22 protein-coding genes are annotated in these 25444 nt (G+C 57.2%); 12 read left to right on the forward strand and 10 right to left on the reverse strand.

Annotated features, from left to right (window positions below):
- Positions 1-168: 168 nt before the first annotated feature.
- Complete coding sequence (ptsP, locus tag SOM40_RS19055; protein ID WP_261645025.1) at positions 169-2415, reverse strand: phosphoenolpyruvate--protein phosphotransferase; 2247 nt, start codon at positions 2413-2415, stop codon at positions 169-171.
- A gap of 12 nt (positions 2416-2427) precedes the next feature.
- A complete protein-coding gene (gene rppH, locus SOM40_RS19060) occupies positions 2428-2958 on the reverse strand; it encodes an RNA pyrophosphohydrolase (RefSeq protein WP_032613763.1) in 531 nt (176 codons plus the stop codon).
- Between the two features lie 684 nt (positions 2959-3642).
- Between rppH and mutH the strand changes: the two genes are divergently transcribed.
- From mutH to SOM40_RS19075, 3 genes are all read left to right on the forward strand, one after another.
- Positions 3643-4335 (forward strand): DNA mismatch repair endonuclease MutH, encoded by a 693-nt coding sequence (mutH, locus tag SOM40_RS19065; protein ID WP_320530558.1) that lies wholly within the window; start codon positions 3643-3645, stop codon positions 4333-4335.
- A 130-nt stretch (positions 4336-4465) separates the two neighbouring features.
- Positions 4466-4684 (forward strand): lipoprotein YgdR, encoded by a 219-nt coding sequence (gene ygdR / locus SOM40_RS19070; protein ID WP_032613767.1) that lies wholly within the window; start codon positions 4466-4468, stop codon positions 4682-4684.
- Positions 4685-4800: 116 nt separating this feature from the next.
- Positions 4801-5841 carry an NADP(H)-dependent aldo-keto reductase gene (locus SOM40_RS19075; RefSeq protein ID WP_320530559.1) on the forward strand — a complete coding sequence of 347 codons (1041 nt, stop codon included), beginning with the start codon at positions 4801-4803 and terminating at the stop codon, positions 5839-5841.
- 105 nt (positions 5842-5946) lie between these two features.
- Here SOM40_RS19075 and lplT read toward each other — a convergent pair whose 3' ends face one another.
- Together lplT and aas are read right to left on the reverse strand one after the other, a co-directional pair.
- The gene (gene lplT / locus SOM40_RS19080) at positions 5947-7140 is read right to left on the reverse strand and encodes a lysophospholipid transporter LplT (RefSeq protein ID WP_106994421.1); all 1194 of its coding nucleotides are present in this window, start codon (positions 7138-7140) and stop codon (positions 5947-5949) included.
- Positions 7133-9292, reverse strand: coding sequence for a bifunctional acyl-ACP--phospholipid O-acyltransferase/long-chain-fatty-acid--ACP ligase (aas, locus tag SOM40_RS19085; protein WP_106994420.1), 2160 nt, complete (start codon positions 9290-9292; stop codon positions 7133-7135). Before aas ends, lplT begins: the two co-directional genes overlap by 8 nt.
- Positions 9293-9715: 423 nt before the next feature.
- On the opposite strand from aas, the gene galR reads away from it, so the two are divergent.
- Positions 9716-10732 (forward strand): HTH-type transcriptional regulator GalR, encoded by a 1017-nt coding sequence (gene galR, locus SOM40_RS19090; protein ID WP_312079038.1) that lies wholly within the window; start codon positions 9716-9718, stop codon positions 10730-10732.
- On the opposite strand, the gene SOM40_RS19095 is transcribed toward galR, so the two are convergent.
- From SOM40_RS19095 to SOM40_RS19110, 4 genes are all read right to left on the reverse strand, one after another.
- Entirely contained in the window at positions 10693-11169 is a 477-nt protein-coding gene (locus tag SOM40_RS19095) for a GNAT family N-acetyltransferase (protein ID WP_106994417.1), read from the reverse strand. The two genes, galR and SOM40_RS19095, sit on opposite strands and share 40 nt — an antisense overlap.
- Positions 11166-11939 carry a GntR family transcriptional regulator gene (locus SOM40_RS19100; RefSeq protein ID WP_166183835.1) on the reverse strand — a complete coding sequence of 258 codons (774 nt, stop codon included), beginning with the start codon at positions 11937-11939 and terminating at the stop codon, positions 11166-11168. The genes SOM40_RS19095 and SOM40_RS19100 overlap by 4 nt, the downstream gene beginning before the upstream one ends.
- Positions 11940-12011: 72 nt before the next feature.
- Entirely contained in the window at positions 12012-13439 is a 1428-nt protein-coding gene (locus SOM40_RS19105) for a glycoside hydrolase family 1 protein (protein ID WP_320530560.1), read from the reverse strand.
- On the reverse strand, positions 13436-14773 hold the full coding sequence (locus tag SOM40_RS19110; protein WP_320530561.1) for a PTS sugar transporter subunit IIC: 1338 nt from the start codon (positions 14771-14773) through the stop codon (positions 13436-13438). The genes SOM40_RS19105 and SOM40_RS19110 overlap by 4 nt, the downstream gene beginning before the upstream one ends.
- Positions 14774-15064: 291 nt before the next feature.
- Here SOM40_RS19110 and SOM40_RS19115 point away from each other — a divergent pair, with 291 nt between their 5' ends.
- Complete coding sequence (locus SOM40_RS19115) at positions 15065-16102, forward strand: LacI family DNA-binding transcriptional regulator (protein WP_106994413.1); 1038 nt, start codon at positions 15065-15067, stop codon at positions 16100-16102.
- Here SOM40_RS19115 and lysA read toward each other — a convergent pair.
- Positions 16072-17334: a diaminopimelate decarboxylase gene (gene lysA / locus SOM40_RS19120; RefSeq protein ID WP_312997113.1), complete on the reverse strand. Its 1263-nt coding sequence runs from the start codon at positions 17332-17334 to the stop codon at positions 16072-16074. The two genes, SOM40_RS19115 and lysA, sit on opposite strands and share 31 nt — an antisense overlap.
- A 121-nt stretch (positions 17335-17455) precedes the next feature.
- Between lysA and SOM40_RS19125 the strand changes: the two genes are divergently transcribed.
- Positions 17456-18394: a LysR family transcriptional regulator gene (locus SOM40_RS19125; RefSeq protein WP_320530562.1), complete on the forward strand. Its 939-nt coding sequence runs from the start codon at positions 17456-17458 to the stop codon at positions 18392-18394.
- On the opposite strand, the gene SOM40_RS19130 is transcribed toward SOM40_RS19125, so the two are convergent.
- On the reverse strand, positions 18381-19073 hold the full coding sequence (locus SOM40_RS19130) for an aspartate/glutamate racemase (RefSeq protein ID WP_106994410.1): 693 nt from the start codon (positions 19071-19073) through the stop codon (positions 18381-18383). The two genes, SOM40_RS19125 and SOM40_RS19130, sit on opposite strands and share 14 nt — an antisense overlap.
- Positions 19074-19209: 136 nt before the next feature.
- Between SOM40_RS19130 and SOM40_RS19135 the strand changes: the two genes are divergently transcribed.
- The 6 genes from SOM40_RS19135 to SOM40_RS19160 all read left to right on the forward strand — a co-directional run bounded on the left by SOM40_RS19135 (position 19210) and on the right by SOM40_RS19160 (position 25371).
- The gene (locus SOM40_RS19135) at positions 19210-19533 is read left to right on the forward strand and encodes a cupin domain-containing protein (protein ID WP_106994409.1); all 324 of its coding nucleotides are present in this window, start codon (positions 19210-19212) and stop codon (positions 19531-19533) included.
- Positions 19534-19950: 417 nt separating this feature from the next.
- Positions 19951-20841: a carbohydrate ABC transporter permease gene (locus SOM40_RS19140; protein ID WP_106994408.1), complete on the forward strand. Its 891-nt coding sequence runs from the start codon at positions 19951-19953 to the stop codon at positions 20839-20841.
- Positions 20834-21736 (forward strand): carbohydrate ABC transporter permease, encoded by a 903-nt coding sequence (locus tag SOM40_RS19145; RefSeq protein WP_106994407.1) that lies wholly within the window; start codon positions 20834-20836, stop codon positions 21734-21736. The genes SOM40_RS19140 and SOM40_RS19145 overlap by 8 nt, the downstream gene beginning before the upstream one ends.
- A gap of 12 nt (positions 21737-21748) precedes the next feature.
- Positions 21749-22876, forward strand: a complete 1128-nt coding sequence (locus tag SOM40_RS19150) for an ABC transporter ATP-binding protein (RefSeq protein WP_166183851.1) — start codon at positions 21749-21751, stop codon at positions 22874-22876.
- 14 nt (positions 22877-22890) lie between these two features.
- Complete coding sequence (locus tag SOM40_RS19155) at positions 22891-24177, forward strand: ABC transporter substrate-binding protein (RefSeq protein ID WP_106994405.1); 1287 nt, start codon at positions 22891-22893, stop codon at positions 24175-24177.
- Positions 24178-24243: 66 nt separating this feature from the next.
- Positions 24244-25371 carry an oligogalacturonate lyase family protein gene (locus SOM40_RS19160; RefSeq protein ID WP_320530563.1) on the forward strand — a complete coding sequence of 376 codons (1128 nt, stop codon included), beginning with the start codon at positions 24244-24246 and terminating at the stop codon, positions 25369-25371.
- The last annotated feature ends 73 nt before the right edge of the window (positions 25372-25444 follow it).

Genomic DNA, 25444 nt, shown 5'->3' on the forward strand with positions numbered 1-25444 from the left:
GCTGAAAGTGGACAGCGGCAGAGATGCGCGCAGAGGTGTACCCTGCGCTCCAAAGTTGCGAATCATAGCACAAGCGAGCGTGGAGGTTGCGCCCGAGATGTAAAAGATGTGTATAGAGACTTCGCGCAGTTTGTATCCCTCCTCCCGAGGTGAAGGGATACCCGGTGCTTAACGCCCGCCGCGGATCAGGCCACCCATGCCGCGGCGCTCCATAAAGGCCGCCACCTGATGACGCACTTCCGTTGCCAGCTGGGCTTCAAGACTGCGTTTCGCCAGCAGCTGCGCATCCTCAAAGTCAATATGGCGCAGGAGATACTTCACGCGGGCGACGGAGCGTCCGTTCATGGATAAGTGACGGAAGCCGAGGCCAATCAGGATCGCCACACACATCGAGTCACCCGCCATCTCACCGCATAAACGCAGGTCGAGGCCCTGCTCTTGCGCCTCGCGGGCAATCATCGCCAGCGCACGCAGCATCGCCGGGTGCAGGCTATCGTAAATGCTCGCCACCCGGGTGTTGTTGCGATCCACCGCCAGCATGTACTGGGTCAGGTCGTTGGTGCCCACCGAGATGAAATCAACCCGCGTCGCCAGCTGCGGCAGCATAAAGACCATCGAGGGAACTTCGAGCATCACCCCAATCCGCGGTTTCGGAATCTCGTAGCCGATCATCTCTTCGACTTCGCGTCCGGCGCGTTCGATCAAACGGCGGGCTTCATCGATCTCGTCAATGCTGGTGACCATCGGCAGCAAAATGCTGAGGTTACCGGTGGCGGCATTGGCGCGCAGCATGGCGCGCACCTGGATCAGGAATATCTCTGGCTGATCGAGGGTAATGCGGATCCCGCGCCAGCCCAGGCAGGGGTTCTCTTCGCTGATCGGCATGTACGGCAGTTGCTTATCGGCGCCAACGTCAAGGGTACGTAAGGTCACCGGTTTGTCGTTGAACATCTGCAACATGCCCTGATACTGCGCGACCTGCTCCTCTTCAGAGGGGAAGCCGCTTTGCAGCATGAACGGGATTTCGGTGCGGTAGAGACCGATGCCATCAATACGGCTGCCGAGCTTCTCTTCGTGTTCCGGACTCAACCCGGCATTGAGCATCACTTTGATCCGCTCACCGCTTTTTAGCGCCGCAGGCTGATTAACGTCATCCTCGGCAAGACGGCTCAGCTCGTTCTCTTCGCTGATAAGCTTTTGATATTCCTGCAACAGCACCGGTTCAGGATCGACCAGCAGCTCGCCGCGATAGCCATCGACTACCAGCGTACGCCGGTGCAGCGCCGAAGGCTGAATATCCGCGCCCATCACCGTCGGGATCCCCAGCGCGCGCACCATAATGGCGGCATGGGAGTTGGCGGCGCCATCGCGCACCACAATCCCGGCCAGCCGGTCCTGCGGCAGCTCTGCAAGCGTGGTGGCGGAGAGTTCATCCGCCACCAGCACAAAGCGCGGCGGCCAGGTATTGGCCCCCTGAATGGTGTCATCGAGATGGAACAGCAGACGCTGGCCTAAGGTACGCAGATCCCCGGCACGCTCTTTCAGATAGCCGTCGGTTAAGGCAGCGAACTGCTCGGCAAATTTTTCGACGACCTTTTTAACCGCCCACTCCGCTACCGAGCCGCTGTCGACCTCGTCAAACAGCTCCCGGCGCAGCCGGGCATCGGACAACAGGTGGGAGTAAAGATCGAAGATCGCTGCCGTCTCTTTCTGCGCCCCGGCGGCAAAACGCTTGCTGTAGCGGCGAAACTCATTGGCGGCCTCTTCCAGCGCACCGGTGAGTCGTTCGCGCTCAAGGGCGGTGTCCAGCGTCGAAGCTTCGTAAACCTGCTCCATTAACGGCAGCGTGGCGTCCATCCAGCCTTCTGCAATCGCGACGCCCGGTGAAGCCGGTAAGGCGCGAATGCGCGTCTGCCGGTACTGACCAAACAGCGCCGCCAGCTGCGACTGGGAGAGGATAGCCGCCATTTGCGTGGCCAGCGTAACGAGGAATGACTCTTCGCTTTCGTCGTACTGGCGCAGCTCACGCTGCTGGACCACCAGCACGCCAAGCAGCTGACGGCGCTGGATAATTGGCACGCCGAGGAAGGCGCGGAAGCGCTCTTCTTTTACGGAAGGAATATATTTAAAGCTGGGGTGTTTCTGCGCATCGGCAAGGTTGATGGGTTCCGCCAGACGCCCGACCAGACCGACAACGCCTTCATCAAATGCCAGCGCGACGGTACGACCACGCGGTTTTTTCAATCCGCGCGTGGCCATAAGGTAGTAACACCTGCGGTCGTGATCGGCCAGATAGACCGAACAGACCTCGGTTTCCATCGCAAGGCAGATATCCGTGACCAGAATATCCAGCGCCTCGTTGAGCCGCGGGGCACTGGCCACCTTCTCGACTATTTCACGCAGGCGGGTGAGCATAATGTGCGTAGCTTAACCTCTTTTACGTCGCCAGGCAGGTGCGCTCTGCGGCTTAGGAGGGGCCTCCTGAAGCATCATCACAGCACTTGCGAACTCTTTCATCACCCTACGGTAAACGTCGCGCTTAAACGACACGACCTGACGAACGGGATACCAGTAGCTGACCCAGCGCCAGCCATCAAATTCGGGCGTGCTGCTGGTTTGCATATTGATATCCGCATCGCTGCTCACCAATTGCAGAAGAAACCATTTCTGTTTCTGGCCGATACATACCGGCTTTGTGTCCCAACGCACCAAACGCTTCGGTAACTTGTAACGCAACCAGTTGCGGGTCGAAGCCAGAATGCGAACATCCTTGCGGCTTAAGCCAACTTCTTCGAACAGCTCCCGATACATCGCTTGCTCTGCGGACTCTCCTGGATTGATCCCGCCTTGGGGAAATTGCCAGGAGTGCTGACCATATCGCCGGGCCCACATAACCTGACCCTGGCGATTACAAATTACGATACCTACATTCGGGCGGTAGCCATCGTCATCAATCACCGGACTACCCCAAACTAAACCTTATATATAAATGATTGTTTCACACTCCAGTGAGGCGGTAAACCACTCTCTTTCTGGCCTGGAGCCTAATAACATTTGAATAACTCACAATTATCAGCTGAGTTATAAACAGATGAGCGGTCAGAAAGGCAATTTTATTCACTTTTTCTGTGGATAGAGTTGTGAAGAAGTGTGGAATTACCGATGGACAACCCAGATCACTCTGAATATTGCAGAGAATAGCGTTTTTTACAAACCACTATAATTCATACAGTTAAATTGTGAATTGCGTGAATTACAGCGCTTAGTGTGATGCAGGTCACCTTAAAGATCCTGGTACTGATGAAAGATCGAACAACGTCGGTTTTATCCACAGATTGTGCCAATAAGTTAGGCACATTTTGTCTGATTTTTCGATTTTCATCCCACGTCAAGGCTGTAAATGGAAACAGTAGTGGGTGTTATACCCAGTTATCCCATTTTTCTGTGGATAACAGGGGGTAAGATCCTGTTTATTGTCAGTGACCAGATTTGAACAACCCGGATGCTCCCCTCAACCTGACCGGATTACAGCCGATAAAAACACTGATAAATCATCCACCTGGCATCAGCAAAAAGAAAAAGATAAACTCATTCAGTGCAGTGGAAAACTGCTGTTCATTTTTTAACCAAAAGGCAATACTCATGCTTTCCCTCGCCCCTCTGACGTCTCCCCCCGCAACGGAAGCGGCATTACTGCAACAAGCGCAACGCCTGGCGGGATACTCGCTGGGAGAACTCGCTGCCCTGGCTGGTCTGCCAATTCCACCCGATCTTAAGCGTGATAAAGGGTGGACGGGCGTTCTGCTGGAGCTGTGGCTGGGAGCCAGCGCGGGCAGCAAACCTGAACAGGATTTTGCCGCCCTGGGGGTGGAGCTGAAGACGATCCCCATCGACAGCCTGGGTCGCCCGCTGGAGACCACTTTTGTCTGCGTGGCACCGTTAACCGGCAATACCGGGATCACCTGGGAGAGCAGCCACGTGCGGCATAAGTTAAAGCGCGTGCTGTGGATCCCGGTAGAAGGCGATCGCGCGATCCCGCTGGCGCAGAGGCGCGTCGGTGCGCCTTTGATCTGGAGCCCGAATGAGGAAGAAGATCGTCAGCTGCGGCTGGACTGGGAGGAGCTGATGGACATGATCGTGCTGGGTCGGGTGGAGCGTATCACCGCCCGCCACGGGGAAGTACTCCAGCTGCGGCCCAAAGCGGCAAACAGTAAAGCGCTGACCGAAGCCATAGGCGCGGGCGGCGAACCTATCCTGACGCTGCCCCGCGGCTTTTATTTGAAAAAGAACTTCACGGGAGCCCTGTTAGCACGTCATTTTCTGCTGAATACCTGACTTTTTACCCAGAATTATGTCTTTTATCACAGATTTGCCTGTTTTTTCAGATTTCACCGCTTTGTAAAAAACCTTGCCCGAGTTATTACTACAATAAGATGTAATACGAGCCAGGTGGAGGTAATAAAGAATGAAAAAATGGGCAGTAATAATCTCGGCTGTTGGTTTAGCGTTTGCCGTTTCAGGTTGTAGCAGCGATTACGTCATGGCGACGAAAGATGGCCGCATGATCCTGACCGACGGCAAACCCGAAGTCGACGATGATACCGGTCTGGTTAGCTACCGGGATCAGCAGGGTAATAATATGCAGATTAACCGCGACGACGTTTCACAGATTATTGAAAGATAGTATTAAAGGTCAGCAGCTTGCTGACCTTTTGATTTTTCGCTTCCCCTCTGTCATGTTTATATTCCTTTGTCGGGAGTTTCCTGACGCATAAAACATGTCAACTAAGGAAGCCGGCTATGCATTATCACCGTATCCCCCATAGCGCACTTGAGATAAGCCAACTGGGGTTGGGCACGATGACATTTGGTGAACAAAATAGCGAAGCCGATGCCCATGCGCAACTCGATTACGCCGTCAGCCAGGGCATTAACCTGATTGATGTCGCAGAAATGTACCCGGTTCCGCCGCGTCCGGAAACACAGGGCTTAACCGAAACCTACGTCGGCAACTGGCTGGCGAAACGCGGTAATCGCGAAAAGCTGGTTGTTGCCTCCAAGGTCAGCGGCCCGTCGCGCAATAACGACAGCGGCATTCGCCCGAATCAATACCTCGATCGTAAGAACATCCGCGCCGCGCTGGACGCCAGCCTGACGCGTCTGCAGACCGATTACCTCGACCTCTATCAGGTTCACTGGCCTCAGCGTCCGACCAACTGTTTTGGCAAGCTCGGCTATAGCTGGAGCGACAGTGCGCCGGTCGTTACGCTGCTGGAAACCCTGGAAGCCTTAACCGAGTGCCAGCGTGCGGGGAAAATCCGCTATATCGGTGTCTCTAACGAAACGGCCTTCGGCGTGATGCGCTATCTGCACCTGGCGGATAAGCACGATCTGCCGCGCATCGTTACCATTCAAAACCCGTACAGCCTGGTAAACCGCAGCTACGAAGTGGGTCTGGCGGAAGTGAGCCAGTATGAGGGCGTCGAGCTACTGGCCTACTCCTGCCTGGCCTTTGGCACGCTGACCGGTAAATATCTTAACGGTGCAAAACCGGCGGGGGCACGTAATACACTGTTCAGCCGCTTTACCCGTTACAGCGGCGAGCAGACGCAGAAAGCGGTAGCAGCCTATGTGGATATCGCCAGACGTCACGGGCTCGATCCGGCGCAGATGGCGCTGGCGTTTGTACGCCGTCAGCCGTTTGTTGCCAGCACCCTGCTGGGCGCGACCACTATGGAGCAGCTGAAAACGAACGTCGAAAGCTTCCATCTGGAGCTGAGCGAAGAGGTGTTAGCGGAGATTGAAGCGGTGCATCAGGTGTATACCTACCCGGCACCGTAATAAAAGCAAAAAGGCAACGTAAGTTGCCTTTTTTAATGTTTGCGCCCTCGGACCAAAGGAGAGGTTCAGGGTGAGGGCATCAGGCCGCACAACCCATCGGCCCTGTCACCGCCGACGCTGCCAGATCCACAGTCCCGTAATCGCCAGCGCAAACAGGCCCCCAAACCCAACGCCAATGCCTACCACCGGCACACCCACCTTCACCGCCAGCGAGTAAAGACCCAGCATCAGCAGCATGGCGGCGTTTTCGCCGAGGTTTTGCACCGCGATGGCGTTACCTGCGCCCACGGTATGTTTCCCGCGCTCCTGCAGCAGCGCATTCAGCGGCACCACGAAGAAGCCACCGCAGATCCCCATCAGGAACAGCAGCGCATAGGCCGGTAACAGCGCATGCTGCAGCGCGAAGATCAGCACCACAACGCCGATCAGGATCCCGGCGGGCATGCAGCGTGCGACGGTTTGCAGCGTCACCAGCTTCGCTGCGGCCCCCGCACCCAGCACAATGCCCACTGCCACCATCGCATTGAGATAGGTCGGCGTGGCGTTATCGGTAATGCCCAGCGCCGTTGGCACCCACAGTACCAGCAGGAAGCGCAGCGTCACCCCCGCGCCCCAGAACATGCTGGTGCCCAGCAGCGAGAAGCGGGTTTCGCCGTTACGCCACAGTACCCGGCAGGCGTTGAAGAAGCTGGCGGTCATCGGCGTAAAACGCCAGGACTGTCCCGGACGCGCCGCCGGCAGTTTCGGGATAAACAGGTTAGCGATTACCGCCCCGCCATACATCACCGCGCAGACACCCAGTGCCGCCAGTACATGCCAGTCCGCCAGCACCCCACCTGCCATCGAGCCCAGCAGGATCGCCGCAATCGTCGAGGCCTCCATCAGGCCGTTAGCTTTAACCAGCTTATCGCCGGTGGTGAGTTCACCGAGGATGCCGTATTTGGCCGGTGAGTAGGCTGCCGCCCCGATCCCCACCAGCGTATAGCCGATAAACGGATTCACACCAAAGCAGATGCTGGCGGCCCCCAGCAGTTTCAGGCTGTTGGCGAACATCATTACCCGCCCTTTGGCGAAGCTGTCCGCCACCTGACCAACAAAGGGGGCGAAAATGATGTAAGCGCCCACAAACACCATCTGCAGGATCGGCTGGCTCCAGTCCGGGTAAAACTGGGATTTGAGCAGCGCCAGGGTGGCAAACAGCAGCGCGTTATCACCAAAGGCAGAGAGGAACTGGGCGGCAGTGACCGCCATCATTCCCCTGGACCAGATGGAGGTGTTAGTGGGTACTGACTCACTCATTATGCGGCTCCGCCTGGTCAACCATACCTTTGAGAGTAACGAAATCCGGTTTGCCGCTGCCCAGCACCGGGAGTTGTTTCAGATAGCGAATATCGCGCGGCACCGCCAGCTCCGGAATGCCATGCTCGCGCGCCTTCTGCAGCAGCTGCTCGCGCTTCAGTTCGCTGTCGGTAGTAAAGAGCACCAGCGCCTCGCCTTTACTGGCATCGGTTTTCACTGCGGTAGCGTGCATTTTGTCCGCCGATACGGCCAGCGCCAGCTGTTCAACCATCTCCAGCGACACCATTTCCCCGGCGATTTTGGCAAAGCGTTTTGCGCGCCCCTGGATCTGCACATATCCCTGCTCGTCAAAGCGCACGATGTCGCCGGTGTCGTACCAGCCGGTCTCCACCTCACCGTTAACGTTTTCCGCCGTCGGCGCTTCCAGCACGCCCGGGTTTTCCACCCGCAGATAGCCGTTCATGACGTTCGGGCCCTTCAGCTGCAGACGTCCGCCCTCTTCGATACCCGGTACGGCAAGCAGCCGCGCGTCCATCCCCGGTAAAATGCGTCCGACGGTGCCGGGTTTGGCCGCCATCGGCACGTTAATGGAGACTACCGGCGCGCACTCGGTTACGCCGTAGCCTTCCAGAATGCGCAGACCAAACTTGTCCTGCCACAGCTGGCGGGTGCTCTCCTGCAGTTTCTCCGCCCCGGCCACCACGTAACGCACACGGTGGAAATCGTACGGATTGGCAAAGCGGGCGTAGTTGCCGAGGAAGGTCGAGGTGCCGAAGATCACCGTGCAGTTACGGTCATAGGTCAGCTCCGGCACGATGCGATAGTGCAGCGGGCTCGGGTAGAGGAACACCTCGGCCCCGGTCAACAGCGGCGTAAACAGCCCTACCGTCAGGCCAAAGGAGTGGAACAGCGGCAGGGCCGACATAAAGCGGTCTTTCGCGGTGAAGTCAGCGATGGTTTTTATCTGCTCGACGTTGGCCAGCAGGCTCTTATGGCTGTGAACCACCCCTTTCGGGTTCCCTTCCGAGCCGGAGGTAAAGAGGATCACCGCAGCATCTTCCGGCTGCTGTTTCACCTGGGCCAGGTGTGGCATCAGCAGGTGGGCAAAAATCCACAGCTTATCGCCAGCAGTGACTTCAGCTTTCAGATCTTCGAGGAAGACCCAGCGCACCTGGGTAAGCTGTTCCGGCAGATGCCAGAGTTTGCCTTTATCAAGAAAGGTGCGCGAGGTGAACACGGTGTTGATCTGCGCGGCGGTGAAGGCGCTGCTGAGCCCTTTCACCCCTGCGGTGTAGTTCAGCATCGCCGGAATACGCCCGCGAGAGACGGCGCCAAAGATCACCGCAGCGCTGATCCCGGCATTCGGCAGCATCAGGCCGATCTTCTCCCCCTGCTTGCTGTATTTTTCGAGGATACGGCCAACAAACAAGGTCTTGGTCAGCAGCTTGTGATAGCTGTCAGGGGCAAAGTTGATGTCGTCGATGCAGTTTTTCTTCGCGCCATAGCGGTACATCGCCGTCAGCAGCGACTCGTACAGGGTTTCGCGCGGGCGGACTGCCATCCGCGCTTCCATCATCACCTGATGCAGCATCTCCCCGGCGATTTTACGTCGATCGCGGGCACGCGGTACGTCGGGCATCGGCAAGGAGGTGGGCGGCAGCAGATGCAGGGTGATGCGCGGGAACAGGCGCTGTTTCACCAGCCCTTTCAGGCGGCTGAAAAATGTCAGCTCCGCGCCTTCAATGCGCACCGGCACCACCGTGGCACCGGATTTCGCCGCCACAAAGCCCGCACCGTCATAGATTTTCATCAGCGAGCCGGTGATGGAGATCCGACCCTCCGGGAAGATCACCACCGGACGCCCCTGCTCAATCAGACGCACCAGATGTTTAATCATCATCGGCTTGGTCGGGTCGAGGGGAACAAAATCAATCAACTTCGTCAGCCAGCGCATGTACCACTGCTTGCTGACGGAGGTATAGACCGCAAACACCGGACGCACGGGTAAAAACAGCGCCAGCAGGATGCCATCAATAAAGGAGACGTGGTTGGGGGTAATAAGAACGCGATCGGCGTGCAATGCCTGCGTATCGCCCGTCAGACGGACGCGAAAAAGAAGACGGAACAGCGTGCGGAAGAACCCAAATAGCATTTCAACTCCCTTTGCCTTTCAATGAGCCGGGTTACGGTAAATTGTGGCAGATTACACGAGAAGTGCAGCAGGAGCGACAGCCGGATAAAGACAAAAAAAAACCTGCGCATCTGCGCAGGCTGGTGCAAGAGATGAGTACGCAGTACGTACTAAGAATTCTCACCAATCAATACCTCTGGGATCTCAAATGTAGCAATGGCGACCAAACCCCCGCCAGCAGACAATCGCAACAGCCTGAGGCAAAGTGTAAGCAAAGATTCAAATTCTCCCGCTTCTGTCACGCTTCGCTGTGTAACGATTACACAATTTCCTCTGCCGTCTGTCACCTTTGTGAATTGCCTCACCGCCCTGCGCTTGAATACGCCTCACTTTTCCGCAACACTATTTAGTGTGTAAACGCTTACCCCAAAGAGAAGGTAGAGAATGGCGACAATTAAGGATGTGGCCCGACTGGCGGGTGTTTCTGTTGCCACGGTTTCACGCGTCATCAACAATTCACCCAAGGCCAGCGAAACGTCCCGTCAGGCGGTGATGACTGCCATGGAATCCCTGAATTATCACCCGAACGCCAACGCCCGGGCACTGGCTCAGCAGTCCACCGACACCGTCGGGCTGGTGGTGGGTGATGTGTCGGATCCCTTTTTCGGCGCGATGGTGAAAGCCGTTGAGCAGGTCGCCTACCACACCGGCAACTTTCTGCTGATTGGCAATGGCTACCACAACGAACAGAAAGAGCGTCAGGCGATTGAGCAGTTGATCCGCCATCGCTGCGCGGCGCTGGTGGTGCATGCCAAAAAGCTGTCGGATGAGGAGTTAGTGCATCTGATGAAGCAGATCCCCGGCATGGTAATTGTGAATCGCATTATCCCCGGCTATGAACAACGCTGCGTGGCGCTGGACGATCGCTACGGCGCCTGGCTTGCCACCCGCCACTTGATCCAACAGGGGCATACCCGCATCGGCTACCTCTGCTCGAACCACCCCATCTCCGATGCCGAAGACCGGCTGCAGGGCTACTACGATGCGCTGCGCGAGAACGACCTGCCCTGCAACGATCGTCTGGTCACCTACGGTGAACCTGATGAGAGCGGCGGGGAGCAGGCGATGACGGAACTGCTGGGACGAGGGCGTAACTTTACGGCGATCGCCTGTTACAACGACTCAATGGCCGCCGGGGCAATGGGAGTGCTGAACGATAACGGGATTGACGTGCCGGGAGATATCTCGCTGATCGGCTTCGATGACATACTGATCTCACGCTATGTCCGCCCGCGGCTGACCACGGTGCGCTACCCGATCGTCACCATGGCGACTCAGGCGGCGGAGCTGGCGCTGTCACTGGCGGATAAACGCCAGCCGCCGGAGATCACCCACGTGTTCAGCCCGACGCTGGTGCGCCGTCACTCGGTCACGCCGCCGGCAGAGTCGGCCAGCGAATAGCGGTAGAGGTGCACGGTTTTGTCCGGGTACTCCAGACCGTCACCGATGTAGTGCCAGCCGTAGCGTTCATAGAAATCGCGGCAGGCGGACCAGAGATGCAGTTCGCGATGCCCGCTCTCTGCGGCATACCTCTGCACGTACTGCTGTAATTTTCCTGCCAGCCCCTGCCCGCGCGCCGCTTCGTCCACGTACAGCGCCGCCAGCCAGGGGTAAAGATCCTGGCGGGTGATCAGGTCGCAGCGCCATAACCCCACCGTGCCGAGTAACCTATCGCCCTCGGTGGCAATAAAGGTCAGCGGCAGCGCGTCCGGGGTTTGACTGTAGGTCACGACGCTGGCGAAAAAGTCTCGCGCCAGCCCGTCGCCAAAGGCCTGCCACAGCCAGTCGATCACCTGCTCCGCATGTTGCGGGGCGGCGTAAAGCGGTTGGATCTTCACACCAGCTTCCCCTGAAAAACAGGCACCGACTCAAACAGGTAGCCGTCAAAGTCCGGGGCGTCTTCATCGGAGAGCTCCAGCAGGCTCTTTTTGACATTTTCCAGATGCTGGAACATGGCCTGCCAGGCCCCCATCACATCGCGGCGACGCAGCGCGGCGAGGATGGTTTGCCGGTCGCCCAGCCACTTCAGGCGGTACGCCCGGCTGGCGATATGGACGTTGAACTGCTGCCACAGCGGGCTGCTGTCCATGTGGTGCCAGACGCTTTCAACGGTCGCCAGCAGCATCTGGTTCTGCGTGGCACCCGCCAGCACCAGATGGAACATCTTGCTGTTGTCCTGGCTGTTGTCGTTGGCGGCAATCGCCCGCTGCTCCTGCTCGATGATGCGACGCAGGTTGTCGATGTCCGCCCGGGTGGCCATTTTGGCCGCAAAGGCAGCGATGTTGCTTTCGAGCAGCTGGCGCGCCTGTAAAATTTCAAACGGGCCAACGTCGCTTGTTAACAGACGCTCTTCCTCATTCTCATGCTCTTCGGGAATGCGCATCACGTAGACGCCGGAACCCTGACGGATATCCACGGTGCCCTGCAGCTCCAGCATCAACAGTGCTTCCCGCACGATGGTGCGGCTGACGCCGTAGGTCTCCGCGATATTGCGCTCCGGCGGCAGACGCGAGCCCACGGGATAGTGCCCCTGGATGATCTGGGCGCGTAAATCCTCGCCTATCTCCTGGTACTGCTTCTTTTCCGCCGGGACGACAGCCTTATCCACGTTATCACCTGTACTCTGAGTTAATGCGGGCCAGTTTGCGCCCTATGTTACCAGAAGCGCCGCGATCTGCGCCTACTTCCATTCGTCATCGAGGGTCAGGGTCAGGACGCGCGAATCGCGCAGTTGCCGGAACCAGCTGGCCGACTTTTTAGCGCGTCGGGCGCGGTTATCCGCCAGGTCGATCTCAATCAGGCCGTAGCGGTTCTTGAAGGCGTTCATCGGCGAGACGTTATCGGTGAAGGCCCACAGCATGTACCCGTGGCAGTTCGCCCCCTCCTCCCGCGCCAGCAGGGTGTAATAGAGATGCTCGCTGATAAAGTTGATGCGGTAGTTGTCCTCGATAATGCCGTCACGGTTACGATACTGGCCTTCGTTCTCAACCCCCATCCCGCTTTCGGCCACGAACCAGTCGATGTTGCGGTAGTCGTTTTTGATCCGCATCGCCATGTCGTAAATGATGCGCGGGGCGATCTCCCAGCCGCGGGAGGGATTCATCCGCCGCCCCGGCAGCTCAAACGGCTCATAGTAGTACGCCGGATGGAACGGCGTCTCCGGATGCCAGGCCCGGGACGGGGCCTTCACCCGGTGCGGGTAATAGAGGTTAATCCCCAACTCGTCGACGGTGTTGTCGGCAATCAGCGCCAGCTCCTCGGGGCTGTACTCCCACGGCACCTGATGTTTTTCCAGCAGGGTGAACAGCTCTTGCGGATAGTGCCCGTGCACCAGCGGATCGAGGAATACCCGGTTGTAGAACAGATCGTAGATTTCGGCAGCCTTCACGTCATGGGCCGCACGTGAGCGCGGATACGTCACTTCCGGGTTGAGAATGCAGCCCACGCTGCCGCTATAACCCTTCTCGCGGAACAGCTTCACCACCTTCGCCGTCGCCAGTACCTTATGGTGATTCCACTGCATCCAGGTGCTGGTGTTCTGTTCGTAAGGCCAGCGCAGCGCGTCAAGATAGACCCGGGTCTGGACCACAATCGGCTCGTTGAAGCTAAACCAACGCTTCACCAGGTGGTGATAGCGGGCGAAGACCTGTTCGGCATAGCGGACAAACAGCTCCACCACGTGCTTCGAGGCCCAGCCGCCGTAGGTTTCCAGCAAGGTGCCCGGCAGCTCGTAGTGCTCCAGGCAGATCATCGGCTCAATGCCCTGGCGGTGCATCTCGGCAAACAGGGCGTCGTAATACGCGGCGTACTCCTCATCGACGGTGGCGTTTTCATAGTCGGTGAGAAAACGCGACCAGTTGATGGAGGTGCGGTAGTGGGTCAGCCCGGCCTGCTTCATCAGCGCCACGTCTTCGCGGAAACGGTTGATAAAATCGGTCGCCACCGCCGGGCCGTAGCCGTTATGCCACACCTGACGATCGTTTTTGTACCAGAGATCGATCCACGAATCCTGGCCCGCTTTCTTCCCGCTCCAGCCCTCGGTCTGCCAGGCGGAGGCCGCGGCCCCGAGGATAAAGTCCCCGGGGATAGTCATCTGTTTAATGCTCATGCGTGATTCGTCGCCTCCTTGTTAGCAGCCTGAATCGCGGCCTGCTCGGCACGGCGTGAAGCGATCTTCACAAACGGCAGGTAGATCAGCACCGCCGTGATAATGCAAACACCCTGCGTAACCACCGCCCCCATCGAACCGGCAGTGGAGAGCCAGGCGTTGATCAGCGGCGGCGTGGTCCAGGGGACCATCACCACGGCTTTGCCAGCAAAACCGGTGACGGTGGCGAAGTAGCCGATGGAGCCGGTCACCAGCGGGGTGATGATGAACGGGATGGCCAGGATCGGGTTGAGCATGATTGGCATACCGAAGATCACCGGCTCGTTGATGTTAAAGATCCCCGGGCCGATGGAGAGCTTGGCGATCTCCTTCATCTCTTTGCGCTTGGTGCCAATCATCACCGCGATCAGCAGGCCGATGGTCAGGCCCGAGCCGCCGATGCTCATGTACACATCCCAGAACGGCATGGTGATGATGTTGGGGATCTCTTTCCCCTGCTCAAAGGCGCTCATGTTGACGGTGATCGCCCCCAGCAACAGTGGCTCACGGATCGGTTTGATCATCTGGTTACCGTGGATCCCGATCACCCAGAACAGCTGGGCAACGAACATCAGCAGCAGGATCCCCGGCAGGCTTTGCACCACCCGCTCCAGCGGCTGCTGCACCACCTGGTAGACCGCATCGTAGAGGTACATGCCGGTGACCTGATGGAACACAAAGCCGAAGGTGGCGATAACGGTGGTGGTAATGATCGCCGGGATCAGCGCCGAGAACGAGGCCGACACGTTCGGCGGCACGGTGTCAGGCATCCTGATTTTCAGCCCCGGACGGCCCTCCAGCCAGCAGTAGATCTCTACTGACAGGATGGCGATAAACATGCCGAGGAACAGGCTGCGGGTGTCAGAGAACTGGCGCAGGAGCACGTCTTTCACGATGTGCATTTCGCCGTCGATCATCATCTCCACGGTGGTCGGGGTGACGCAGATAAAGCAGATCACCGCCAGCAGCCCCGGGAACAGGGACTTAATGCCGTTGATGCGCCCCAGCTCGATGCCAATTAAGAAGACGGCCCCGATATTGAGGAAGTTCAGGGTGGCGTAGTTCAGGGCGCTGGTGATCGGTTTCAGCGTGGCGAGGAACGAGAGCGACTCAAAGCTGGCTAAGCCGTTTTTTGGATCCAGCACCATGTTGGAGATCAGCACCGAAAATGCGCCTACGATGATGACCGGCATTAAGGTGATGAAGGCGGACTTTATCGCCATGATATAGCGATAACTGTTGAACTTAGTGGCGAAACTGCCCAGAGAGTTGATCAGTTTTTCCTGTAATGCCATGGGGTAATACCTCAGTAAAAGGGCCTTTATTGGGATAAGGTGTACAGCCGGCTTCTATTGGCATACCAAAAATAGCTTCTGGTGAAGATTTGTTCTGTGATTAAGCTCCCAACGCGGCAAGAGGTATCCCGGAGTGTGATTTATAACCACTTTGGTATACCACTTTTACCTGACCCGTCACCCGTTACCAGAAAGCGTGATCCTGATGGGGGTTTTGCCTCTCCCGCCCGGCTTATGCCCCTGAACGTCTGTGATAAACTTGCGTGCATAACGTGGAAGCAGGAAGAGCAAATGGCAACAATGCTGGATGTCTCACTGCGCGCGGGCGTGTCGAAAGCCACGGTGTCGCGCGTACTGAACGGCACAGGTCAGGTGAAAGAGAGTACCCGTCAGCAGGTGTTTAACGCGATGGAAGAGCTGGGCTATCGCCCCAATTTTCTGGCGCGATCGCTGGCGAACCGGACCAGCAACAGCATTGGTCTGGTGGTCTCGACCTTCGACGGTTTTTACTTTGGTCGCCTGCTGCAGCAGGCCTCCCGCCAGACCGAAACGCACGGGAAACAGCTGATTGTCACCGACGGTCACGATACCCCGGAGCGGGAGGAAGAAGCGGTGCAGATGCTGGCCGATCGCCAGTGTGATGCCATCGTGCTTTACACCCGCTACATGAGCGAAAAAGCGATCATGAAGCTGATCAACAGCGTGCAGATGCCGCTGGTGGTGATCAACCGCGACGTCAGCCAGGCCCGGGAACGCTGCGTGTTCTTCGAGCAGCAGGCCGCGGCCTTCAGCGCCGTGGAGTACCTGATAAGCCAGGGGCACCGGGAGATCGCCTGTATGACGGTGCCGATCCACACCCCCACCGGCAAGGCGCGACTGACCGGCTACCGCATGGCGCTGGAAAAGCACGGCATTCCCTGGGATGAGAGCCGGGTAAAGTACGGTGATTCGGGGATGTCCCGCGGGTATGAGCTGTGTCAGGAGTTACTCAACGACAAGGTGGTGTTCAGCGCCCTGTTTGCCTGTAATGACGATATGGCTTTGGGGGCGTCGAAGGCGCTGCACCAGGCCGGGCTGCATATTCCGCAGGATGTGTCGCTGTTCGGCTTTGATGACGCGCCCTGCGCGAAATGGCTGGAGCCTGCACTTTCTACCGTCTATCTGCCGATCGACAACATGATCACCACCGCCATCGATCAGGCGATCCGGCTGGCGAAAAGCGAGCCGATCGAAGCGATCCCGCCCTTTACCGGCACGCTGGTATTACGCGATTCGGTAGCGACGGGACCCTGGTTCGATCAGAACAGTTCGAGGGCGAGCAGTTCCTGAATGGTCTGGCGACGGCGAATTAAACGCGCCGCCCCCTTATCAAACAGCACTTCCGGCAGCAGCGGACGGCTGTTGTAGTTCGAGGACATCGACGCGCCGTAGGCACCGGTATCGTGCAGCACCAGATAATCTCCCGGCACAACCTGCGGCAGCGCGCGGGTTTCAACTTTCCCACCCTCCTGCTGGGTGAAGACATCCCCGGATTCACACAGCGGCCCGGCCACCACCGTCTCCACCACTGACGCCTGGGTTAAATCCCGGCCGTCAGCCGCGAGGGCGGTAATGTGGTGATAGCTGCCGTACATCGACGGACGCATCAGATCGTTAAAGCCCGCGTCGATCAGCACGAAGTGACGGCTGCCCATCGCCTTCACGCTGCGCACCTGCGCCACCAGCACGCCGGATTCCGCCACCAGGAAACGCCCCGGCTCGATCTCCAGCTTCACCGGATGACCCAGGTGGGCGGCAATTTTCTCCCGCGCGCCGTTCCACAGGCCATAGTAGTGATCGGTGTCGATCGCCTCTTCCCCTTCGCGATACGGAATGGATAAGCCACCACCCGCGGAGATCGCCTCCAGATCCTGACCAAACTCAATGACCTGACGCACCATCGCGCCACACACCTGCTCCAGGTGACCGTAGTCCACGCCGGAGCCAATGTGCATGTGAATGCCCACCAGCTTCAGGTTATAGCGCTGCAATACTTCCAGCGCCGCAGGCAGATCGCTGTACCAGATGCCGTGTTTACTGTTTTCGCCGCCGGTGTTGGTCTTCTGGCTGTGGCCGTGACCAAAGCCCGGGTTGACCCGCAGCCAGACGCGATGGCCCGGCGACACCTGCCCTAATTGCTCCAGCATATCCACCGAACCGGCGTTAACCGGGATCTGCAGCTCATGCACCCGGGCCAGGGTGGCGCTGTCGATCAGGTCGGCGGTAAAGACGATGGAGTCGCGGTCAGCCTTTGGATCGTACCCCGCCGCCAGCGCGCGTTCGATTTCGCCCAGCGACACGGAGTCAACCTTGACGCCCTGCTCGCGCATCAGGCGCAGAATATGGATGTTGGAGCAGGCTTTCTGAGCAAAGCGCACCACGTCGAACTGATGCAGCGCCGCAATTTTGTCGCGGATAATCTGCGCGTCATAAACCCAGACCGGGCAGCCAAACTCCGCAGGCAGGCGCAGTAAATTGTCAGCGTTCAGGTCGGTATCAGTGTTGTTCAGCGGGCGTGGCATGGTGTTCTCCGGGAAGGCAATTTTTAATGATTACGCCACAGCGCGAAGAGAATAAAAAATATCGTTTTATCGCCAATCTATGCAAAAATGATATGGATTACGTTCAACCAGGTCGCCTCCCATGCCCGCTGTAAATCTGCGCCATATTGAAATCTTCCACGCTGTGATGACCGCCGGAAACCTGACCGAAGCGGCCCGCCTGCTGCACACCTCCCAGCCGACGGTGAGCCGCGAGCTGGCACGCTTTGAAAAGGTCATCGGCCTGACGCTGTTTGAGCGCACCCGCGGGCGGCTGCACCCCACGGTACAAGGGCTGCGGCTGTTCGAGGAGGTGCAGCGATCCTGGTACGGGCTGGACCGCATCGTCAGCGCCGCCGACAGCCTGCGCGAGTTTCGCCAGGGCGAGCTGTCTGTGGTCTGCCTGCCGGTCTTCTCCCAGTCGTTTTTGCCCGCCCTGCTGCAGCCGTTTCTTGCCCGCTACCCGGACGTGAACCTGACCATCGTCCCGCAGGAGTCGCCCCTGCTGGAGGAGTGGCTCTCAGCCCAGCGCCACGATCTCGGCCTGACCGAAACCCTCGCCACCCCGGCGGGCACCGCCCGACACGAACTGCTCTCATTAGATGAGGTGTGCGTCCTGCCCGCCGGACATAGGCTTGCTGAAAAAGCGGTGCTGACCCCGGCAGATTTTCAGGGTGAGAACTACATCAGCCTGTCGCGCACCGACAGTTACCGGCAGCTGCTGGATACCCTGTTTGCCGAGCATCAGGTGAAACGACGGATGGTAGTGGAGACCCACAGCGCCGCTTCTATTTGCGCTATGGTACGGGCGGGCGTGGGGATTTCGGTGGTGAATCCGCTGACGGCGCTGGATTATGCCGACAGCGGCATTGCGATCCGCCGCTTCACTGTTTCGGTGCCCTTTACGGTGAGCCTGATTAAGCCGCTGCACCGCCCGGCCTCGGCGCTGGTGGATATCTTTAGCGCCCATCTGCAACAGGGGCTGAGTACCATCGTTGATCCAATGGAGCGGCTTTTATCCTCGCCGGTTACGAAAGCATAAACTCCACCGCATCGGCGGCGTGGATCGCCGCGGTATCAAACACCGGGATCGGGCTCTCCTCCGCCGGGATCAACAGGCCAATCTCGGTGCAGCCGAAGATCACCCCCTGAGCCCCTCGATCGGCGAGCGTCTGGATCACGCTCAGGTAGTAGTGGCGCGCGGCGTCGCTGAAGGTGCCGAGGCACAGCTCCTCGAAGATAATCTGATTGATGCGGCCCCGCTCCGCCTCATCCGGGATCAGGCTCTCGATGCCGTACTGCGCCGTCAGCCGTCCACGATAGAAATCCTGTTCCATGGTGTAGCGGGTGCCGAGCAGGGCCACGCGGTTCATGCCCGCCGCGGTAATCGCCCGCCCGGTGGCATCGGCGATATGCAGGAACGGCAGAGAACAGCGCGCTTCGATCTGCGCGGCGACTTTGTGCATGGTGTTGGTGCAGAGCAGAATGGCCTCCGCTCCCGCCCCCTGCAACCCCAGCGCCGCATCGGCGAGGATCTCTCCGGCTTTGTCCCAGTCGCCGCTGGACTGGCAGGCTTCGATCTCATGAAAATCGACGCTGTGCAGCAGCAGGCTTGCCGAGTGCAACCCGCCCAGGCGCTGCTTCACCCCTTCGTTGATCAGACGGTAATACGGAATGGTGGATTCCCAGCTCATTCCTCCCAACAGGCCTATCGTTTTCATCGCGCTCTCCTTTGAGTTTCTTCCAGTGAAGCAAACTTGTGATCGAGTTTCCAGTTCTCTGGTTCCACGCTTCCCTTTAGCCCGTGCTGGGATAAATTAAATGAAACAACGTTTCACTATATAACAGGACATGAGCATGTTTATTTTCCATAAAGAAACCACGCTGCAGGATCTGGGCAATGGCGTTTCGCGTCGCATTCTGGCGCACGACGGCAAAATGATGGCAGTAGAAGTGAATTTCGAAGAGGGCGCCGTCGGCCCGATGCATAACCACCCGCACGAGCAGCTGACCTATGTATTATCCGGCGAATTCGAATTCACCATCGGTGAAGAGAAGCATATCGTTACCGCCGGAGACACGCTTTATAAAGAGCCGCATGTGATGCACGGCTGCGTTTGCCTGAAGCCAGGCACCCTGCTGGATACCTTTACCCCGGTTCGTGAAGACTTCCTGAAATAACAAAACAGGGCGATGTCACCGCATCGCCTTTTCCCGTCTGATTGTCACGCCATAATCATTCAACAAGTTAATTATATCCTCACTATCTTATTTCCCACGCTGCGCGTGGCTACAAACATTAGTAGTTTGTATCTGCCAGCGATAATTTCCAGAATATGTGCGCAAAGTCCTCTGTTTAGCTGGTTTTTTCTCATCGCCTTTCCGCGCAAGTCGATAAAAATGCCACCCATCTCACCTTATTGAAACGCTGTTTCGACCGCGATCACATTTCCACTATTTATCGAATGACGTGGGTTTAAATCACAATAAAATAAATTAAAACGATGTTTTACAATTTGAAAACAACGGTTCATATGTTTTAAAAATGACTCCCCGCACAGATTCCGTTTTAAACCATTAATTACCAGGTAGGTATGTATGAATGAAAACAAGATGCTGGGGCTGGCGTGGATATCACCCTACATAATTGGGCTGATACTCTTCACCGCTTTCCCCTTTGTTTCATCTTTCTTCCTCAGTTTTACTGAGTACGATCTGATGAGCCCGCCGGTATTTAACGGCATTGAAAACTATCGCTACATGCTTACGGAAGATAGCCTCTTCTGGAAATCCATGGGCGTGACCTTTGCCTATGTCTTTTTAACCATCCCCTTAAAGCTGGCCTTTGCGCTGGGTATTGCCTTTGTTCTGAACTTTAAACTGCGCGGCATCGGCTTCTTCCGTACCGCTTACTATATTCCGTCGATCCTCGGCAGCTCCGTCGCCATTGCCGTTCTGTGGCGCGCCCTGTTTGCGATTGATGGCCTGCTCAACAGCTTCATTGGCGTGTTTGGTTTTGACGCAGTGAACTGGCTTGGCGAACCCTCTCTGGCACTGATGTCCGTGACCCTGCTGCGCGTCTGGCAGTTCGGCTCGGCGATGGTGATCTTCCTCGCCGCCCTGCAGAACGTTCCGCAGTCGCAGTATGAAGCGGCGATGATCGACGGCGCGTCCAAATGGCAGATGTTCATGAAAGTGACCGTGCCGCTGATTACGCCGGTGATCTTCTTCAACTTCATCATGCAGACCACTCAGGCGTTCCAGGAATTTACCGGACCCTATGTCATTACCGGCGGTGGGCCAACCTACTCCACCTACCTGTTCTCGCTGTACATCTACGACACCGCATTCAAGTACTTTGACATGGGTTATGGCGCTGCACTGGCCTGGGTCCTGTTCCTGGTAGTCGCTGTCTTCGCCGCTATCGCCTTTAAGTCTTCGAAATACTGGGTGTTCTACTCCGCCGATAAGGGAGGCAAAAATGGCTGATATTCAACAACTCTCCACGGCGAGAAGCCTCGCAGAACGTGAAGTGGCGCGGACGCTGCGTCGTGAAAAGATTAGCGCCAGTATTCGCTATGTGATCCTGTTGTTTGTTGGCCTGCTGATGCTCTATCCGCTGGTGTGGATGTTCTCGGCGTCGTTCAAACCGAACCACGAGATCTTCACCACCCTGAGCCTGTGGCCAGCCCACGCCACCTGGGATGGGTTTATCAACGGCTGGAAAACCGGTACCGAGTACAACTTCGGTCATTACATGCTGAACACCTTCAAGTATGTGATCCCGAAAGTGATCCTGACCATTATCTCCTCCACCATCGTGGCGTACGGCTTTGCCCGCTTCGAGATCCCATGGAAGAAGTTCTGGTTCGCAACCCTGATCACCACCATGTTGCTGCCAAGCACCGTGCTGCTGATCCCTCAGTACCTGATGTTCCGTGAAATGGGCATGCTGAACAGCTATATGCCGCTGTACCTGCCGCTGGCCTTCGCCACCCAGGGGTTCTTCGTCTTCATGCTGATCCAGTTCCTGCGCGGCGTACCGCGTGACATGGAAGAAGCAGCGCAGATTGACGGCTGTAACTCCATTCAGGTGCTGTGGTACGTGGTGGTGCCAATCCTGAAACCGGCCATCATCTCCGTGGCGCTGTTCCAGTTCATGTGGTCAATGAACGACTTTATCGGGCCGCTGATTTACGTCTATAGCGTGGATAAATACCCGATTGCACTGGCTCTGAAAATGTCCATCGACGTCACCGAAGGTGCGCCGTGGAACGAAATTCTGGCAATGGCGAGCATCTCCATTCTGCCATCCATCATTGTCTTCTTCCTGGCACAGCGCTACTTCGTACAGGGCGTAACCAGCAGCGGAATTAAAGGTTAAGAGGGAAATATCATGGCTGAAGTTATTTTCAACAAACTGGAAAAGGTTTACTCCAACGGCTTCAAAGCGGTACATGCTATCGACCTGAAAATCGCTGAAGGTGAATTCATGGTGATCGTCGGCCCTTCCGGCTGCGCGAAGTCCACCACCCTGCGTATGCTGGCCGGTCTGGAGACCATCAGCGGCGGCGAAGTGCGCATCGGGGACAAAATCGTCAACAACCTCGCGCCAAAAGAGCGTGGGATTGCGATGGTATTCCAGAACTATGCGCTCTATCCGCACATGACCGTGCGTGAAAACCTGGCCTTTGGCCTGAAGCTGAGCAAGCTGCCAAAAGCGCAGATTGAGGCCCAGGTTAACGAAGCGGCCAAAATCCTTGAGCTGGATGAGCTGCTGGACCGCCTGCCGCGCCAGCTCTCCGGTGGTCAGGCCCAACGTGTGGCCGTAGGCCGTGCGATTGTGAAAAAGCCGGACGTGTTCCTGTTCGACGAACCGCTGTCCAACCTTGATGCCAAGCTGCGTGCCTCGATGCGTATCCGTATCTCGGACCTGCACAAGCAGCTGAAGGCCTCCGGCAAACCGGCGACCACCGTCTACGTGACGCACGATCAGACCGAAGCGATGACCATGGGCGACCGCATCTGCGTGATGAAGCTCGGCCACATCATGCAGGTGGATACCCCGGACAACCTGTACCACAGACCGAAAAACATGTTCGTGGCCGGCTTTATCGGCTCGCCAGAGATGAACATCCGCGCCAGCAAGCTGGTGCAGCAGGATGGCCAGCTCTCTCTGACCATCGGCAACCAGACCATGCCGTTAAGCCCGGAGCTGAAAGAGAAAGTCGCCAGCTACGTCGATCAGGACATTTTCTACGGGATTCGCCCTGATTTTGTCTCCATCTCCGATGAGCCCTTCGCCCAGGGCTGCTGCAGCGGCGAGATGGTTCGCGCCGAAAACATGGGACATGAATTCTTCGTGTACCTGAAAGTTGGCGAGTATGAACTGACTGCCCGAATTCCTTCCGATGAAGCTAAGCCGATGATTAACAAAGGCCTTCACCGTCAGGTGTACTTTAAGTTTGATATGAATAAGTGTCATATTTTTGACGCGAAAACTGAACAGAACATCTCTCTCTGACTGGAGTTATAAAAATGAAAAAAGTGCTTTTAAGCGCAGCAATCTCCGCCACTCTGGGCCTTACTGCTTTGCCATCGATGGCGCAGGATGTTGATTTACGTATGTCCTGGTGGGGCGGTAATGGCCGTCACCAGGTCACACTCAAAGCGCTGGAAGAGTTCCACAAACAGAATCCGGATATTAACGTGAAGGCGGAATACACCGGCTGGGATGGTCATTTATCCCGTCTGACCACCCAGATTGCGGGCGGTACCGAGCCGGACGTCATGCAGACCAACTGGAACTGGCTGCCGATCTTCTCGAAAACCGGCGACGGCTTCTACGACCTGAACAAAATGAAGGACGTGATCGATCTCTCCCAGTTCGATCCGAAAGAGCTGCAGTCCACCACCGTGGACGGCAAGCTGAACGGGATCCCAATCTCCGTGACCGCGCGCGTCTTTTACTTCAACGATGAAGCCTGGAAAAAAGCGGGTGTGGAATACCCGAAAACCTGGGATGAGCTGAAAGCAGCCGGTAAAGCCTTCGAAAGCAAACTGGGCAAACAGTACTATCCGGTCGTGCTGGAGCACCAGGATACCCTGGCGCTGCTCAACTCCTACATGATCCAGAAGTATAACATCCCGGCGGTAGACGAGAAGACGAAGAAATTCGCCTACAGCAAAGAGCAGTGGGTAGAGTTCTTCCAGACCTATAAAAGTCTGATCGACAGCCACGTAATGCCGGACACCAAGTACTATGCGTCGTTCGGTAAGAGCAACATGTACGAGATGAAGCCGTGGATCGAGGGGGAATGGGGCGGGACCTACATGTGGAACTCCACCATCAAAAAATACTCCGACAACCTGAAGCCACCAGCGAAACTGGCGCTGGGCAGCTATCCAATGCTGCCGGGTGCCACCGATGCCGGTCTGTTCTTTAAACCAGCGCAGATGCTCTCTATCGGTAAATCCACGAAAAACCCGGAAGCCGCAGCGAAAGTTATCAACTTCCTGCTGAACAGCAAAGAAGGCGTTGAGACTCTGGGTCTGGAGCGTGGCGTGCCGCTGAGCAAAGTGGCGGTGAAATACCTGACCGAAAACGGCACCATCAAAGAGGACGATCCGGCGGTGTCTGGCCTGCGTCTGGCGCAGTCTCTGCCAGCGAAACTCTCCGTATCGCCATACTTTGACGATCCGCAGATCGTGGCTCAGTTCGGCACCTCCCTGCAGTACATCGACTACGGTCAGAAAACCGTGGAAGAGACCGCCGCTGACTTCCAGCGTCAGGCTGAACGTATCCTGAAACGCGCAATGCGCTGATTATCTTAGGTTATCAATACCCTACCGTTATGCGGTGGGGTATTTTTTTATCTGAAGGAACACACCATGAAAGGAAAAATCATCCCTCTGCGTTTCCGTACCCGCCAGGACAGCCAGACCGGCCACGAGGTGATACGGATGACGCCCCCGCACATTATTTGTCACCGTAACTACTTCTATCAGAAATGTTTTACCCGTGACGGCAGCAAGCTGATTTTTGGCGGTGCCTTTGAGGGCCACTGGAACTACTATCTGCTGGATATTGAGCAGCAACAGGCGACCCAGTTGACCGACGGTGCCGGAGACAACACCTTTGGCGGCTTCCTCTCCGCGGACGACCAGTCCCTGTGGTACGTGAAAAATAGCCGCGAGCTGCGCCGGGTGGATCTTACTAGCCTGGAAGAGTACGTGGTGTATGAGGTCGATGATGAGTGGGTGGCCTACGGCACCTGGGTGGCGAACTCTGACTGCACGAAGCTGGTGGGCATTGAAATCAAGAGAAGCGACTGGCAGCCGCTCACCGACTGGAGCAAGTTCCGCGCGTTTTACTTCACCAACCCGGAATGCCGTCTGATCAACATCGACCTGCAAACCGGCGAACGTGAGGTGATTTTGCAGGAAAAACGCTGGCTCGGGCACCCGATTTACCGGCCGTTCGACGACAGCACCGTGGCGTTTTGCCACGAAGGCCCGCGCGACGCGATCGATGCGCGCATGTGGCTGGTCAACCCGGATGGCAGCAATCTGCGCAAGGTGCGCCAGCATGAAGCAGGCCAGAGCTTTACCCACGAGTTCTGGGTGCCGGACGGCTCAGCGCTCTATTACGTGGCGCATAAGGAGAACGATCCGCAGCGCTACCTGTTCAGCGCCGATCCCGCGACGCTGGAAAACCGCCAGCTGATGGCGATCCCGCCCTGCTCCCACCTGATGAGCAACCACGACGGCTCGCTGATTGTCGGTGACGGTGCGCCGCACAATACCGGGGATATCAGCCTTAACGATCCCTTCATCTGGGTGTTCGACATTGAAAAAGGCACGCAAACCGCCATCTGCCAGCACAACACCAGCTGGAAAGTGCTGGATGGCGACCGCCAGGTGACGCACCCGCATCCGTCGTTTTCACCGGACAATAAGTGGGTGCTGTATACCTCGGACGAAGAAGGGATGCCGGCGCTGTACTTGTGTGCGGTCTGATGCCCTCACCCCAACCCTCTCCCACAGGGAGAGGGAGAAAACCGTAGGCCCGGCAAGCAAAGCGCCGCCGGGC

The sequence above is a fragment of the Leclercia sp. CFBP8987 genome, assembly GCF_034044995.2.
GTDB classification, from domain to species: domain Bacteria; phylum Pseudomonadota; class Gammaproteobacteria; order Enterobacterales; family Enterobacteriaceae; genus Enterobacter; species Enterobacter tamurae.

Excerpts from the sequence above, each read along its gene's own strand:
- ptsP (WP_261645025.1), bottom strand. The coding sequence starts at position 2,415 with ATGCTCACCCGCCTGCGTGAAATAGTCGAGAAGGTGGCCAGTGCCCCG.
- mutH (WP_320530558.1), top strand. The coding sequence starts at position 3,643 with ATGCTTTCCCTCGCCCCTCTGACGTCTCCCCCCGCAACGGAAGCGGCA.
- ygdR (WP_032613767.1), top strand. The coding sequence starts at position 4,466 with ATGAAAAAATGGGCAGTAATAATCTCGGCTGTTGGTTTAGCGTTTGCC.
- SOM40_RS19075 (WP_320530559.1), top strand. The coding sequence starts at position 4,801 with ATGCATTATCACCGTATCCCCCATAGCGCACTTGAGATAAGCCAACTG.
- lplT (WP_106994421.1), bottom strand. The coding sequence starts at position 7,140 with ATGAGTGAGTCAGTACCCACTAACACCTCCATCTGGTCCAGGGGAATG.
- aas (WP_106994420.1), bottom strand. The coding sequence starts at position 9,292 with ATGCTATTTGGGTTCTTCCGCACGCTGTTCCGTCTTCTTTTTCGCGTC.
- galR (WP_312079038.1), top strand. The coding sequence starts at position 9,716 with ATGGCGACAATTAAGGATGTGGCCCGACTGGCGGGTGTTTCTGTTGCC.
- SOM40_RS19105 (WP_320530560.1), bottom strand. The coding sequence starts at position 13,439 with ATGAGCATTAAACAGATGACTATCCCCGGGGACTTTATCCTCGGGGCC.
- SOM40_RS19110 (WP_320530561.1), bottom strand. The coding sequence starts at position 14,773 with ATGGCATTACAGGAAAAACTGATCAACTCTCTGGGCAGTTTCGCCACT.
- SOM40_RS19115 (WP_106994413.1), top strand. The coding sequence starts at position 15,065 with ATGGCAACAATGCTGGATGTCTCACTGCGCGCGGGCGTGTCGAAAGCC.
- lysA (WP_312997113.1), bottom strand. The coding sequence starts at position 17,334 with ATGCCACGCCCGCTGAACAACACTGATACCGACCTGAACGCTGACAAT.
- SOM40_RS19125 (WP_320530562.1), top strand. The coding sequence starts at position 17,456 with ATGCCCGCTGTAAATCTGCGCCATATTGAAATCTTCCACGCTGTGATG.
- SOM40_RS19130 (WP_106994410.1), bottom strand. The coding sequence starts at position 19,073 with ATGAAAACGATAGGCCTGTTGGGAGGAATGAGCTGGGAATCCACCATT.
- SOM40_RS19135 (WP_106994409.1), top strand. The coding sequence starts at position 19,210 with ATGTTTATTTTCCATAAAGAAACCACGCTGCAGGATCTGGGCAATGGC.
- SOM40_RS19140 (WP_106994408.1), top strand. The coding sequence starts at position 19,951 with ATGAATGAAAACAAGATGCTGGGGCTGGCGTGGATATCACCCTACATA.
- SOM40_RS19145 (WP_106994407.1), top strand. The coding sequence starts at position 20,834 with ATGGCTGATATTCAACAACTCTCCACGGCGAGAAGCCTCGCAGAACGT.
- SOM40_RS19150 (WP_166183851.1), top strand. The coding sequence starts at position 21,749 with ATGGCTGAAGTTATTTTCAACAAACTGGAAAAGGTTTACTCCAACGGC.
- SOM40_RS19155 (WP_106994405.1), top strand. The coding sequence starts at position 22,891 with ATGAAAAAAGTGCTTTTAAGCGCAGCAATCTCCGCCACTCTGGGCCTT.
- SOM40_RS19160 (WP_320530563.1), top strand. The coding sequence starts at position 24,244 with ATGAAAGGAAAAATCATCCCTCTGCGTTTCCGTACCCGCCAGGACAGC.